Origin of the sequence: Streptomyces sp. NBC_00461 (assembly GCF_036013935.1) — a bacterium.
GTDB lineage: Bacteria > Actinomycetota > Actinomycetes > Streptomycetales > Streptomycetaceae > Streptomyces.
Map to the genome: position 1 here is coordinate 6,602,088 of NZ_CP107902.1, position 14,178 is coordinate 6,616,265.

Consider the following 14,178-nt stretch of genomic DNA (forward strand, 5'->3'; position numbering starts at 1 on the left):
GAAGGAATCGCCCTAGTTTGTGACCATGTCGACGGAAGTCCCTCGCAGCGGTCCCGCCGGTCCTGCCGACACCGCCCCCGGCGCCCTGCTGCTCTGCCGGGCGGAACCAGGGTCCGTCGCACCGGCCGCCCACCTGCTGCGCGAGCACATGCTGCTCACCGGCGCGGGCTCGGGTTGGAGCGTGCTCGTCCCCGAGGGTTCGCCGTGGCTGTACGGCGATGAACCCGTCGACCGCGTCCTGACCGGCTGGGCCACCGCCCTCGCCGTCGGCGCCTCCTGGCCCGTGCTCGCCCTGTGGTGGGACGCAGACCGCGCCGGATACACGCTCGCGTCCGGCTTCCGCCGACCGGTCGGCTACATCTGGCTCGCGAAGGGCACGCCGGCCGGCGAGGACGAGGCGATGCACACCTTCGCCACCCGCCTGGGCCTGGACCCCGTACGGGATCTGCAGTCCCTCGAAGAACTGACGAAACCGGACCCCGGAGCGGACGCCCGCGCGCGGCTGCGCGGTCTGCTCGCGGTCCTCACGCGCGCGGGGGTGTCCCTACCGGCCGGCCTCGCCCCCGGCGAACCCGCCGACCGCCTCCACGAGATCGCGTCCGGCCGGACGGACGCCCAGCAGATCGAGTGGCCGGGCCGGCACGAGGCGGTGCGCACGCAACTCGACGCGGTCGACCGCAGTCGGCTGGGCCCCTGGATGCCCTGGGCAGGCACCCCGAAGGCGCGTGCCCTGTCCCTGGCCCAGGCGGCAACGGGCCTCCCGCTCACCGTGTGGGGCCTGCGGCGGCGCAGCGGGGGATGGACCCTGGCGGGCGCGCTGCTGCTGGCGAACGGGGCGGTGGGGGTGGCGTACGAGCTGATGCGGCCGCGCGACTGACGGCCGGTCGCGCTGTCAGTCGTCCTCGTCCTCGTCGTCCAGCCGCGCCAGCCACGTCGCCAGGCGCTCCACCGGCACTTCGAAGTCCGGATTCAGATCGACGAACGTCCGCAGCTGTTCGGCGAGCCACTCGAAGGTGACTTCTTCTTCGCCACGCCGCTTCTCCAGTTCTTCGATGCCACGGTCCGTGAAGTACATGAGGTCAAGGATAAGTGTGCTGAAACGGCCGGGCCGCACCCCGCTCGGGGGTGCGGCCCGGCCGCGCGTGACAGAGGTCGCGACTACGCCTCGAACACCTCACGCACCAGCTGCTCCTGCTCGGCCTGGTGCCGCTTCGCGGAACCGACCGCCGGGGACGAGCCGTGCGGACGCGAGATCCGCCGCAGACGCTCGCCGTGCGGAATGTCCGCGCCGACCGCCAGGTCCAGGTGGTCGATCAGGTTGAGGGCGATGAACGGCCAGGGACCCTGGTTCGCCGGCTCCTCCTGGGCCCACAGGTACTTCTCGACGTTCGGGTACTTGGCGATCTCCGCCTGGAGCTCGGCGCCCGGCAGCGGGTACAGCCGCTCGACGCGGACGAACGCCACGTCCGTGGCGCCGCGCTTGGTGCGCTCGGCCTCCAGGTCGTAGTACAGCTTGCCCGACACGAAGACGACCTTGCGGACCGCGGCCGGGTCGACCGTCGAGTCGCCGATGACGGGGCGGAACTGACCCGACGTGAACTCCTCCGTCTTCGACGCGGCGGCCTTGAGGCGCAGCATCGACTTCGGGGTGAAGACCACCAGCGGCTTGTGGTGCGGGTTGTGCACCTGCCACCGCAGGAGGTGGAAGTAGTTCGACGGGAGGGTCGGCATCGCGACCGTCATGTTGTTCTGCGCGCACAGCTGCAGGAAGCGCTCGACGCGAGCCGAGGAGTGGTCCGGGCCCTGGCCCTCGTAGCCGTGCGGGAGCAGCAGCGTGACGCCGGAGGTCTGGCCCCACTTCTGCTCGGCCGCCGAGATGTACTCGTCGACGATCGTCTGTGCGCCGTTGACGAAGTCGCCGAACTGCGCCTCCCACATCACGAGGGACTCGGGACGGGCCAGCGAGTAGCCGTACTCGAAGCCCATGACCGCGTACTCGGAGAGCAGGGAGTCGTAGACGTTGTAGCGCGCCTGGTCCTCGGCGAGGTACTGGAGCGGGGTGAAGTCCTCGCCCGTCTCGCGGTCGATGAGGACCGCGTGGCGCTGGCCGAAGGTGCCGCGACGGGAGTCCTGGCCCGAGAGGCGCACCGGGGTGCCCTCCAGGAGCAGGGAGCCGATGGCCAGGGTCTCGCCCATGCCCCAGTCGATCGTGCCGTCCTCGACCATCGTCGCCCGGCGTTGCAGCTGCGGCAGCAGACGCGGGTGGACGTGGAAGGTGTCGGGGATGTTGACCTGGGACTCGGCGATCCGCTTCACGACCTCCGAGGAGATCGCGGTGGTCACCGGGACCGGGAACTCGGCCTGAGGGTCCGACACCGGGGCGACACCCGGCTGGGCGATGGCCTCGCGGACCTCCGTGAAGACCTTCTCCAGCTGGCCCTGGTAGTCCTGCAGGGCCTGCTCGGCCTCTTCCAGGGTGATGTCGCCGCGACCGATCAGCGACTCGGTGTACAGCTTGCGCACCGAGCGCTTCTTGTCGATCAGGTCGTACATCAGGGGCTGGGTGAAGGCCGGGTTGTCCGACTCGTTGTGACCGCGGCGGCGGTAGCAGATGAGGTCGATCACCACGTCCTTGTTGAACGCCTGACGGAACTCGAAGGCCAGCCGCGCGACGCGGACCACGGCCTCCGGGTCGTCGCCGTTCACGTGGAAGATCGGGGCCTCGATCATGCGGGCCACGTCGGTGGCGTACATCGACGAACGCGAGGACTCCGGCGCCGCCGTGAAGCCGACCTGGTTGTTGATGACGATGTGGACCGTGCCGCCGGTGCGGTAGCCGCGCAGCTGCGACATGTTCAGGGTCTCGGCCACCACGCCCTGGCCCGCGAAGGCCGCGTCACCGTGCAGGGCGACCGGCAGGACCGTGAAGTCCGTGCCGCCCTTGTTGATGATGTCCTGCCGGGCGCGGACGATGCCCTCGATGACCGGGTCGACCGTCTCCAGGTGGGACGGGTTGGCGGCCAGCGTGACCTTGATCTGCTCGCCGTCCAGGCCGGTGAAGGTGCCCTGAGCGCCCAGGTGGTACTTCACGTCGCCGGAGCCGTGCATCGACTTCGGGTCGAGGTTGCCCTCGAACTCGCGGAAGATCTGCGCGTACGACTTGCCGACGATGTTCGCGAGCACGTTCAGGCGGCCGCGGTGGGCCATGCCGATGACGACCTCGTCCAGCCGGGACTCCGCCGCGCTGTCGAGGACCGCGTCCAGCAGCGGGATGACGGACTCGCCGCCCTCCAGGGAGAAGCGCTTCTGGCCGACGTACTTCGTCTGCAGGAAGGTCTCGAAGGCCTCCGCCGCGTTCAGGCGGCGCAGGATGCGCAGCTGTTCCTCGCGCTCCGGCTTGGAGTGCGGGCGCTCGATGCGGTCCTGGATCCACTTGCGCTGCTTGGGGTCCTGGATGTGCATGAACTCGATGCCGGTGGTGCGGCAGTACGAGTCGCGCAGCACGCCGAGGATGTCGCGCAGCTTCATGAGGGACTTGCCGGAGAAGCCGCCGACGGCGAACTCGCGCTCCAGGTCCCACAGGGTGAGGCCGTGCTCGGTGATGTCCAGGTCGGGGTGCTTGCGCTGGCGGTACTCCAGCGGGTCGGTGTCGGCCATGACGTGGCCGCGGACCCGGTAGGAGTGGATCAGCTCGAAGACGCGCGCGGCCTTGGTGACGTCGTCGTCGTGCGAGGCGTCGATGTCCTTGAGCCAGCGGACCGGCTCGTAGGGGATGCGCAGGGCCTCGAAGATCTCGTCGTAGAAGCCGTTCTCGCCGAGGAGGTAGTTCGCGACGACGCGCAGGAACTCGCCGGAGGCGGCGCCCTGGATGACCCGGTGGTCGTAGGTCGACGTGAGCGTCATGACCTTCGCGATGCCGAGCTTGTTCAGGGTGTCCTGGGAGGTGCCCTGGAACTCCGCCGGGTAGTCCATGGAGCCGACGCCCATGATGACCGACTGACCGGGCATCAGACGCGGGACCGAGTGGACGGTGCCGAGGCCGCCGGGGTTGGTCAGGGAGACCGTGACACCGGTGAAGTCGTCCATCGTCAGCTTGCCGTCGCGGGCGCGGCGGACGATGTCCTCGTAGGCCTGCCAGAACTCGAAGAAGTTCAGCGTCTCGGCCTTCTTGATGCCGGCGACGACTAGCTGGCGGTCGCCGTTGGGCTTCACCAGGTCGATGGCCAGGCCGAAGTTGACGTGCTGCGGCTTGACGAGGGTGGGCTTCCCGTCCTTCTCCGCGTAGTGCCAGTTCATCGACGGCATGGCCTTGATGGCCTGCACCATCGCGTAGCCGATCAGGTGCGTGAAGGAGATCTTCCCGCCCCGGGCACGCTTCAGGTGGTTGTTGATGACGATGCGGTTGTCGAACAGCAGCTTCACCGGGACCGCGCGCACGGACGTGGCCGTGGGCAGTTCCAGCGAGGCGTTCATGTTCTTCGCGACGGCGGCGGCGGGGCCGCGCAGCGTGACCAGCTCCGGGCCGTCGGGGGCCGCGGCCGCGGGCGCGGCCTTGGCCGCAGCAGGCTTGGCCGCGGCGGGCTTCGCCGGAGCCGGAGCAGGGGCCGCGGCGGCCGGCTTCGCGGGAGCGGGCGCCGGAGCGGCGGCCGCGGGCTTCGCGGCGGCCGGGGCGGGCGCGGGAACCGCGGGGGCGGCCGGAGCCTGCGCAGCCGGGGCGGGTGCCGGGGTGGTGGTCTCTGCGGCCCCCGCGGCCGCAGTACCCGCCGGAGCCGGGGCGGCGGCCGCCCCGGGCTTGTAGTCGGCGAAGAAGTCCCACCAGGCTCGGTCTACCGAATTCGGGTCCTGGAGGTACTGCTGATAGATCTCGTCGACGAGCCACTCGTTGGGGCCGAACGCCGCAGCGGGGTTCTTGCCCGCTTGGTCTGCGTCGGTCGAAATGCTCGAGTTACTGGGGGACTGTGGCGACACGGCGGCAACCGCCCTCTTCCGCTTCACAAGGTGATGGACAGCGGAAATAAAGGCTACGCCCCCGAGACCCCGAAGGTCAGGCCGGGCCGGTTCATCGTCGTGTAAGTCACACCGGAAAGTGTGTTTCGGGCCTGGAAATGGCGGGAAACAAACGCGGTTTCGCTACAGATCAGAGGTGCTGGGAAACGCAGACGCAGGCCCTGTACGCGCGGCGTACGGGCATCGGCCTGATCACACGTGTCCGGCAGCGCGGACGTCGGTGGATCTTGAGGCTCCGGTTCGGACTTTACGTCAACTTGGAACGGATGTCTCTCCCGGGAGAGTGACGAGGATCCGGCAGCCACGCTCGGATTCGGCCACTCCGATCCCGCCTCCGTGGAGGTCGACGGCCCAGCGGGCGATCGCGAGCCCGAGGCCCGTACCGCCGTCGCCGCCCTGCCCGTTGGACGCGCCCGCGCCACCCCGGTTGAAGCGCTCGAAGACCCGGTGCCACTCCGAGCGCGGAATGCCGGGGCCCTCGTCCAGCACCTCCAGCTCCAGCGACTCCGACTGCAGCCCGCGCCGCGCCTTCACGGTCACGCGCCCGTGCGGCGGACTGTGCTTGACCGCGTTGTCGATGAGGTTCGCCACCACCTGGTGGATGCGCTCGGGGTCCGCGTGCGCGGTCAGCTCCGGCGGGGACACGTCGAGGTGCAGATGGACGTCCGTACGGGTGTGGCTGCCGGAGCCCGAGGCGATGCCCGCGCGCGCGGGCACGGCCATGTTGGCCTCCTTCAGCACGCCCGACAGATACGGCCAGACCTCGAAACGCCGCTGGCGCAGCGGTACGACGCCGTTGTCCAGCCGGGACAGGTCCAGCAGCGTCTCCACCAGCCGGCCGAGGCGCTCCGTCTGCTTCAGGGCCGTACGCATGGTCTCGGGGTCGGCGGTGGTGACGCCGTCGACGATGTTCTCCAGCACCGCCCGCAAGCCCGCGATGGGGGTGCGCAGCTCGTGCGAGACGTTCGCGACGAGCTCCTTGCGCTGCCGTTCCTGGGCCTCCAGGTCGTCGGCCATGCGGTTGATCGTCTGTGCGAGGTCGCCGAGTTCGTCGCGGCGGTTCTCGCGCACCCTGCGGGTGTAGTCGCCGTGCGAGATGGCGCCGGCGACCGCGTTCATGTCGTCCAGGGGCGCGGTGAGCGAATGGGCCACGAACTGCGTGATCAGCAGTGTGGCGACCATCGAGAAGACCGTGATGAAGCGCAGCTCCGTCGCCGTGCGCATCGCGATCATCATCAGCCCGGTGGTGATGAGGACGGCGATGACGACCAGTGCGCCCAGCTTGGTCTTGATCGAGAACGGGCGGACGCCGCCCCAGGGCTCCTCCCCGGGGCTTCTCCGTGCGGGCGGCCCGCCACTCATGGCGTCGGGGTCTCCAGTGCGTAGCCCACGCCGTGCACCGTGCGGATCCGCTCGGCGCCGATCTTCCGGCGCAGCGCCTTGATGTGGCTGTCGACGGTCCGGGTGCCGGACGCGTCGGCCCAGTCCCACACCTCGGCCAGCAGCTGCTCACGGGAGAGCACCGCGCGCGGGGTGTTCGCCAGGCAGACCAGGAGGTCGAACTCGGTGGGCGTGAGATGCACGTCCTCCGAGTGCACGCGCACCCGTCGCTGGGCGTGGTCGATCTCCAGCTCGCCGAGCCGGAGGATGCCGCTTCTGGGCGTCGCGGCGGCCAGCGCGGCACGCTCCACCCGGCGCAGCAGCACGTGCACGCGGGCGGCCAGCTCGCGCATGGAGAACGGCTTGGTCATGTAGTCGTCGGCGCCGACGCCGAGCCCGACCAGCATGTCGGTCTCGTCGTCGCGCGCGGTGAGCATCATCACCGGCACCGGGCGCTGGGCCTGCACGCGGCGGCAGACCTCCAGGCCGTCGAAGCCGGGCAGCATGATGTCGAGGATCAGCAGGTCGGGCTGCCAGGCCTCGGCGGTGTCGACGGCCGCCGGGCCGTCACCCGCGGTCTGCACGAGGAATCCCTCTGCGCGCAGGCGGGCCGCGATGGCATCGACGATGGTCGCGTCGTCCTCGACCACCAGGACCCGGCGCTGCGCGCCCGGGGTCGCCGTCGTGCCGTTGTGGGATGTGTGGGTCTGCTCCATCGCCCGCCCCTGAGTTGCTTTCCGGAATCTGTGGGGTGATCCGTATTTACTGGCACAGGCATGCGCATGCCTGTGCACGCTTGCGATTGACGCTTGAATGATCTGCGCCAGGCAAGCAGGGTACGGGGAGTCACCGCGCTGCGGCTATCCAGGTCGGACGGCGATGTGCACGACGTCGGGAACGCCCCGGGCAACCGGGATCTCTTCGGTACGCACCTGTTGGAACCCGGCATTCCACAAGGTTTCTTCGAATTCCGGAGAGGGCTGGGCGGACCATACCGCCAGTACCCCGCCCGGCTTCAACACCCTTGTGCAGCTTGTCAGTCCGTCCGGCGAGTAGAGATCGTCGTTGCCCTCGGTGACCGTCCAGCCGGGGCCGTTGTCGATGTCCAGGCAGAGGGCGTCGTACGTGTCGGATGTCTCATTGACGTAAGTGATCAGGTCCGCCTCGACGATCTCCGTGCGCGGGTCGGCGACGGCCTGCGCCGAGAGGGCGGCGAGGGGGCCGTCGCGATGCCAGTCGATGATGGCGCGCTCGCGCTCCACGACGGTGATCGCGCCCCAGTACGGGTCGGCCGCCGCGTGCGCGAGGGAGAACCCCACACCCAGGCCTCCGATCAGTACGTCCGGTTCCGTGCGCCGGCCCAGGGCGTCGCGTGCGACGTCCACGAGCCGCCGCTCCGAACGGCCGTCGGAGGTGTCCATCAGGAAGCAGCCGTTGGCGATGATCTGCAGCAACGCGCCGTGCCGGCGCAGCACGACCTCGCCGTACGGGCCCTCGCGCCGGTCCAGGACTAAAGGGGTGTCGCAGCTGGCGGTCATGGCCCCATCCTGCATGAGCTGCGGGGCGCGCCGCGGGCCTCACGCCGCGAGTGCCGTGAGAAAGAGGAGCGCGGGCGAGCCGTGGGGTGGCGGCCGCAGGGCTCCGGCAGGGGCGTGGTGCGAGACGGTGGGAGGACGAGCGGAGCGGCAGGTAGTGCTGCAGTGAACCGATGCGCGCGGGCCTCCGCGACGACGCCATCAGCGACGCCTCCGTCCACCGCACCGGCGACCGGGACCCGGCGACCCGGGCGGCGCACGCCGGCACGGCCGATGGCGAGGAACTGCCCCCGGACGCGTAAGAAGCCTGAGAGGTTGCTGTGAATCGCCTCTCGCGTGGCGTCGGTCACAGACAGGGACCCCTGCGGTTGTCGAGGGTGGAGCGCAACAGAAGGAGCGCCTCACCGTGGAACACACCGCGACGGCCGAGAACGAGCCCTCGGTCGCGCCCCCGCCCGGCGTGTCCGGGCTCCTGGACGGCATGCCCCGCCAGCGCGGCCCGGCGAGCATCGTGGCGCCCAGCCTGCCGGTGCCCGTCCGCACGGCCCGCGCCCTCCGCCCCTGGCGCCTCCTGCCGACCCCCACCGGCACCCCGTTCACCTTCGCCTACGCGGCAGTCCTGGTCCTCACCTCACTGATCACCGCGTACGCCTCCCCCTCTCTCGTCTACACCCTCTACCAGGCGTCCAGCACCGACGTGGCGCACCTCGTGCAGACGCCCGTCCTGGTGCTGCTCGCCAGCGCCCTGTGGGTGGCGGGCGGGATCGCCTCGCCGTACATGTTCGCGTTCCTGCTCGTCATGACCGCGCTGGAGCGGCGGATGGGCGGGGGGCGGGCGGCCGTCGTCTTCCTGCTCGGGCACGTCCTGGCCACCCTCGCGACCGAGGGCACGGTGGGTCTCGCGGTCCTGGTGGGCCATCTCCCCGACAGTTCCCTGCACCGCCTGGACTACGGCATCAGCTTCGGCGTGGCGGCGGGCGTCGGCGCCCTGGCCGGACTGCTCACGCCGTGGCTGCGCTGGCCGTTGCTGGCGCTGTTCGGCGGAATGCTGGTCCAGGACCTGATCGAGTTCACGGACCCGATGACCAACTGGGGGCACCTGATCTCGCTGGCGATAGGCATCGCGACCTGGCCGATGATCAGGCGCTGGCACCGGGCGGGGCCGCCCGGCGCGGCCCGCTAGCGGCCCTGGTAGTCCCGCGGTTCCTGGGAGTCCTGGGGTTCCTGGGAGCCCTCGGGCTTTTGGGGGTCGCAGCCTGTGAACGGGTTCGGGAAGCTGCAACGCCGTTCCTGTGAACGGCGTTGCAGGTTCTTGGCGTTGGCCCTGCAAGCCCGAGGCCGACATGCCCCGCTCAGGGCCGGCCCGCCGGGCCCACGAACTTCGCGCTCGTCAGCGGGGCCACAGTGCGCCAGCCCAGCGCCTCGTACAGCGCCCGCCCCGCCGGAGTCCCCGCCAGCACGCCCGTCTCGGCGCCCTGCTCGGCCGCCGTGCGCTGCAAGGTCCGCATGACCACGCTCCCGAGCCCCCGTCGCCGATGTGCCGGCGCGGTCTCGATCCGGTCGGCGACCGCCGTCGCGCCGTTCGTCGCGATCTGGCCGCGGGCCGCGAGTGACCCGTCCGGCGCCGCGACCAGCACCGTGGTGACACCGCCCCGCGTCCAGGACCGCAACCGGTGGCCGTACGGAACCTCCGTCTCCTCGGCTCCCGTCAGCGGAATCGTCATCAGATACCCCGGTTCCGGATCCACCCACCAGCCCGCGCCCACCCACTCCCGCGCCACCGACGGATCCCGGAACACCTTCAGCCAGACACCGGCCCCGGTCACCGCACCGGCCACCTTCCGCACGGTGTCCTCGTCGACGTCGTCGTTCGTCGCGCCGAAGACATGGCGCGAGACCTGGTCCACCAGCCCCACGTCGACCGTCCAGCCCCATGGTTCCTCCATCGGGGGACCGGCCCGGCGCGAGACGACCCACCCGTGCACCCATGCCCGTACGACCTCGTCCACGACACCCCTCCTGTAATGACTGAGTTCCACCTTCGTCTATTACTGAACCGAAGATATGTGCAGCTCACGCTCCATCGACAGAGGTGATCGCTCACGGCGAACACGACCTCGGGAACATTCATGGCGTCCCGTGCATTGAGTCGGCATAACTCAACTTGACTGCCGGAGGGTAGATCATGGCTTCGACGTCCACACCGCTCACCCTGCCCGTGCTGCCACTCGACGACGAGGTCGTGCTGCCCGGCATGGTGGTGCCGCTGGACCTGAACGACCCCGATGTACGCGCCGCGGTGGAGGCCGCCCAGGCCGCCGCCCGGTCCGAACCGGGGAAGCCGAAGGTCCTGCTGGTGCCACGTGTCGACGGCGCATACCCGGGCACCGGCGTGCTCGGCACCGTCGAGCAGGTCGGCCGGCTGGCCGACGGCGACCCGGGCGCCCTGATCCGCGGCCGCGGCCGAGTGAAGATCGGCGCCGGCACCACCGGCCCGGGCGCCGCGCTGTGGGTCGAGGGGACGAGGATCGACGAGAGCGTGCCGGAGCCGCTGCCCGGCCACGTCACCGAACTGGTCAAGGAGTACAAGGCCCTCGCCACCGCCTGGCTGCGCAAGCGCGCCGCCTGGCAGGTCGTGGACCGCGTCCAGGCCATCGACGACGTGTCCCAGCTCGCCGACAACTCCGGATACTCGCCCTTCCTGACCACCGACCAGAAGATCGAACTGCTGGAGACCGCCGACCCGATCGCCCGTCTCAAGCTCGCCACCCAGCAGCTGCGCGACCACCTCGCCGAGCAGGACGTCGCCGAGACCATCGCCAAGGACGTCCAGGAAGGCGTCGACAAGCAGCAGCGGGAGTTCCTGCTCCGGCGCCAGCTGGAAGCCGTCCGCAAGGAACTGCGCGAGCTGAACGGCGAACAGGACGGCGAGGAGTCCGACGACTACCGCGCCCGCGTGGAGGCCGCCGACCTCCCGGAGCACGTGCGGGAAGCGGCGCTGAAGGAGGTCGACAAGCTGGAGCGGTCCAGCGACCAGTCCCCCGAGGGCTCCTGGATCCGCACCTGGCTGGACACCGTCCTGGAACTCCCGTGGACCACGCGGACCGAGGACGCGTACGACATCCAGGGCGCCAAGGCGATCCTCGACGCCGAGCACGCGGGCCTGGAGGACGTGAAGGAGCGGATCACCGAGTACCTGGCGGTGCGCAAGCGTCGCAGCGACCGCGGCCTCGGCGTCATCGGCGGCCGGCGCGGCGGTGCCGTCCTGGCCCTCGTCGGCCCGCCCGGCGTCGGCAAGACGTCTCTCGGCGAGTCGGTGGCACACGCCATGGGCCGGAAGTTCGTCCGCGTCGCCCTCGGCGGAGTGCGCGACGAGGCCGAGATCCGCGGCCACCGCCGTACCTACGTCGGTGCCCTGCCCGGCCGGGTCGTCCGCGCCATCAAGGAAGCCGGTTCGATGAACCCGGTCGTCCTGCTCGACGAGATCGACAAGGTCGGCTCGGACTTCCGCGGCGACCCCGCGGCGGCACTGCTGGAGGTCCTGGACCCGGCGCAGAACCACACGTTCCGCGACCACTACCTGGAGGTCGAACTCGACCTCAGCGACGTCGTCTTCCTCGCCACGGCGAACGTCCTGGAGGCCATCCCGGAGGCCCTGCTCGACCGTATGGAGCTGGTCCGCCTGGACGGCTACACCGAGGACGAGAAGGTCGTCATCGCCCGCGACCACCTGCTCCCGCGCCAGCTGGAGCGGGCGGGCCTGGACACGGACGAGGTGACTCTCGACGAGAGCGCCCTGCGCAAGCTCGCCGGCGAGTACACGCGCGAGGCGGGCGTCCGCACCCTGGAGCGGTCCATCGCCAGGCTGCTGCGCAAGGTCGCGGCCGAGCACGAACTGGGCGGGCGCGAGCTGCCGTTCACCATCACGGACGGTGACCTGCGTGCCCTGATCGGACGCCCGCACCATGTCCCGGAGTCCGCCCAGGACCCGGCGGAGCGCCGTACCGCGGTCCCCGGTGTCGCCACCGGCCTGGCGGTCACCGGCGCGGGCGGAGACGTCCTGTTCGTGGAGGCGTCCCTGGCCGACCCGGAGACGGGCGCCGCGGGCCTGACCCTCACCGGCCAGCTCGGTGACGTGATGAAGGAGTCGGCGCAGATCGCGCTGAGCTTCCTGCGCAGTCACGGCGCCGAACTCGAACTGCCGGTGGCCGACCTGAAGGACCGGGGTGCCCACATCCACTTCCCGGCGGGCGCGGTCCCGAAGGACGGCCCGAGCGCGGGCGTCACGATGACGACGGCGCTGGCGTCCCTCCTGTCCGGCCGCCTGGTCCGCACGGACGTGGCGATGACGGGAGAGGTCTCACTGACCGGCCGGGTCCTGCCGATCGGCGGCGTGAAGCAGAAGCTGCTCGCGGCGCACCGCGCGGGCGTCACCACCGTCATCATCCCCAAGCGCAACGAGGCCGACCTGGACGACGTCCCCGCGGAGGTGCTGGAAAAGCTCGACGTCCACACCGTCACGGACGTCCGCCAGGTCCTGGAACTGGCACTCGCGCCCGCCACGAGCGACGCGACGCCGAAGGTTCCCGTGGCGGCGTGACGGACGCCGCGGGATGAGGGAAGGCCCGGGCCCCGTGAGGGTGGCCCGGGCCTTCGCCATGTGCGTGCGGAGGGATCAGCCGTTGGCGAGGGCGACGACCCGGTCCAACGCCCCGTTGAACTTGTCGTGGTCGCCGACGGTCGGCCCGGACGAGGTGTACTGCCACATCGTGTAGACACTCCAGCCGGCCGGCAGCGTTCCCGGATCGGAGGCGTACCGCGCGATCCACAGCGGGTTGGCCGACGCGAAGCCCGCGTGGTTGCCCGTGCAGTCGGTCCACCAGCTGGTGGCCGTGTAGATGACGGCGTCCCGGCCCGTGCGTGCCCTGTACGTGTTCAGGAAGTCGGCGATCCAGCCGACCATCGCGCTCGCCGACTTGCCGTAGCACTCGGCGCCGTAGGGGTTCCACTCGATGTCGAGGGCCCCGGGGAGGGTCCTGCCGTCCTTGGACCAGCCGCCGCCGTGGTCGACGAAGTAGTTGGCCTGGGTCGCGCCGCTGGTGGTGTCGGGGGTGGCGAAGTGGTAGGCGCCGCGGATCATGCCGACGTTGTAGGAGCCGTTGTACTGCTGGGCGAAATAGGGGTTCGTGTAGTACGTCCCCTCGGTCGCCTTCGTGTACGCCCATCTGACCCCGCTGCTCCACAGGGTCGACCAGGCGACGTTGCCCTGGTGGCCGGAGACGTCCACGCCCTCGGTCTGGGCGGCGCCGACGGCGTACGGGGTGCCGTCGTGTCCGTCGTGGGCTAGGACGCCCATGCCCATGTGGGCCGAACCGCGGGCCGGGGTGTCCGCCGCGGAGGACGGCGGGGCGCTGAGGGCGAGGGAGAGGGCGGCGAGCAGCAGTCCGGCGAGGAAGAGGCGCCGGGGGCGGGGCGGTCCAGGTCTGTGCGCAGGCATGGCGTGCCTCCGAGGGCTCGGTGATGCTCGGTGGGGAAGCGCTGAGGTGCCGATGTGCTGCTGGCGTGGGCATGCCAGACATTGCCTGCTGAAGAAGCTACGCACGTAGAGGAGAGGGTGGGAAGAGGGGCCGGATGCTGCCGTTGGTCTAGCCCTGCGAAATACTTGGAGAGCTGCGGCAACGACGGGGTCTGGCGGAAACTTTCAGGATCGGGAAACCGAGGCAGGGGCTGACGTGCACGAAGGCGATAACGGGGACGAGCGCCGCCTCCCGGCGCAGGCGTCACCGAGTGGCGCAGACCATGAGTACCTGTCGCTGGAGCGTGAACTCACGGTCCTCTTCCGGCGCGCCCGCGCCAATCAGGGAGAGATGGCGCGCGAGGTCCACCCCGACCTGGAGACGGCGGCGTACGGGCTGCTCATCCGGCTGGACGAGTGCGGCCGGCAGCGTGCGACGGAACTCGCGGCCTACATCGGCGTCGGCAAGGCGACCATGTCCCGTCAGCTGCGCGCCCTGGAGGACCTCGGGCTGGTCGCCCGCGAACCCGACCCCGCCGACGGTCGCGCCTGGCTCGTCCACCTCACGGACGAGGGCCACCAGCGGGTGAGCAAGGTCCGCGACGCCCGACGGGCGCGGTACGTCAGCCAGCTGTCCCACTGGGATCGGCGCGAGGTGGCCGAACTGGCGCGGCTGCTCGGGCAGTTGAACCGGGGAATGGAGAGGTAGGGGCGGGGGAGCGGAGGGGGCCCGCGCCCGTC

12 protein-coding genes are annotated in these 14,178 nt (G+C 70.6%); 5 read left to right on the top strand and 7 right to left on the bottom strand.

The annotated features are described in order from the left end of the window. Window positions 1-25 precede the first annotated feature (25 nt). Window positions 26-877 (top strand): hypothetical protein, encoded by an 852-nt coding sequence (locus OG870_RS31030; RefSeq protein ID WP_266843970.1) that lies wholly within the window; start codon window positions 26-28, stop codon window positions 875-877. 15 nt (window positions 878-892) lie between these two features. On the opposite strand, the gene OG870_RS31035 is transcribed toward OG870_RS31030, so the two are convergent. The 5 genes from OG870_RS31035 to OG870_RS31055 form a co-directional block, all read right to left on the bottom strand. Next, a complete protein-coding gene (locus OG870_RS31035; RefSeq protein ID WP_031091411.1) occupies window positions 893-1,075 on the bottom strand; it encodes a DUF6104 family protein in 183 nt (60 codons plus the stop codon). Window positions 1,076-1,158: 83 nt separating this feature from the next. Next, complete coding sequence (locus tag OG870_RS31040) at window positions 1,159-4,968, bottom strand: multifunctional oxoglutarate decarboxylase/oxoglutarate dehydrogenase thiamine pyrophosphate-binding subunit/dihydrolipoyllysine-residue succinyltransferase subunit (protein ID WP_266521442.1); 3,810 nt, start codon at window positions 4,966-4,968, stop codon at window positions 1,159-1,161. Between the two features lie 291 nt (window positions 4,969-5,259). Continuing rightward, the gene (locus OG870_RS31045; RefSeq protein WP_266521444.1) at window positions 5,260-6,369 is read right to left on the bottom strand and encodes a HAMP domain-containing sensor histidine kinase; all 1,110 of its coding nucleotides are present in this window, start codon (window positions 6,367-6,369) and stop codon (window positions 5,260-5,262) included. Then, entirely contained in the window at window positions 6,366-7,103 is a 738-nt protein-coding gene (locus tag OG870_RS31050) for a response regulator transcription factor (RefSeq protein ID WP_266521446.1), read from the bottom strand. The genes OG870_RS31045 and OG870_RS31050 overlap by 4 nt, the downstream gene beginning before the upstream one ends. A 144-nt stretch (window positions 7,104-7,247) precedes the next feature. Then, window positions 7,248-7,925, bottom strand: coding sequence for a spermidine synthase (locus OG870_RS31055; RefSeq protein WP_266521449.1), 678 nt, complete (start codon window positions 7,923-7,925; stop codon window positions 7,248-7,250). A gap of 170 nt (window positions 7,926-8,095) precedes the next feature. Here OG870_RS31055 and OG870_RS31060 point away from each other — a divergent pair, with 170 nt between their 5' ends. Next, entirely contained in the window at window positions 8,096-8,224 is a 129-nt protein-coding gene (locus tag OG870_RS31060) for a hypothetical protein (RefSeq protein WP_266521451.1), read from the top strand. 104 nt (window positions 8,225-8,328) lie between these two features. Beyond that, entirely contained in the window at window positions 8,329-9,105 is a 777-nt protein-coding gene (locus OG870_RS31065) for a rhomboid-like protein (protein WP_266521453.1), read from the top strand. Between the two features lie 169 nt (window positions 9,106-9,274). On the opposite strand, the gene OG870_RS31070 is transcribed toward OG870_RS31065, so the two are convergent. Further along, a complete protein-coding gene (locus tag OG870_RS31070; protein WP_266521455.1) occupies window positions 9,275-9,931 on the bottom strand; it encodes a GNAT family N-acetyltransferase in 657 nt (218 codons plus the stop codon). Window positions 9,932-10,107: 176 nt separating this feature from the next. Here OG870_RS31070 and lon point away from each other — a divergent pair, with 176 nt between their 5' ends. Beyond that, window positions 10,108-12,522 (top strand): endopeptidase La, encoded by a 2,415-nt coding sequence (lon, locus tag OG870_RS31075; protein ID WP_266521457.1) that lies wholly within the window; start codon window positions 10,108-10,110, stop codon window positions 12,520-12,522. A gap of 75 nt (window positions 12,523-12,597) precedes the next feature. Here lon and OG870_RS31080 read toward each other — a convergent pair whose 3' ends face one another. Then, window positions 12,598-13,419 carry a lysozyme gene (locus OG870_RS31080; protein WP_266589888.1) on the bottom strand — a complete coding sequence of 274 codons (822 nt, stop codon included), beginning with the start codon at window positions 13,417-13,419 and terminating at the stop codon, window positions 12,598-12,600. A 235-nt stretch (window positions 13,420-13,654) separates the two neighbouring features. On the opposite strand from OG870_RS31080, the gene OG870_RS31085 reads away from it, so the two are divergent. Beyond that, entirely contained in the window at window positions 13,655-14,146 is a 492-nt protein-coding gene (locus OG870_RS31085) for a MarR family winged helix-turn-helix transcriptional regulator (RefSeq protein WP_266521459.1), read from the top strand. Window positions 14,147-14,178 lie beyond the last annotated feature (32 nt).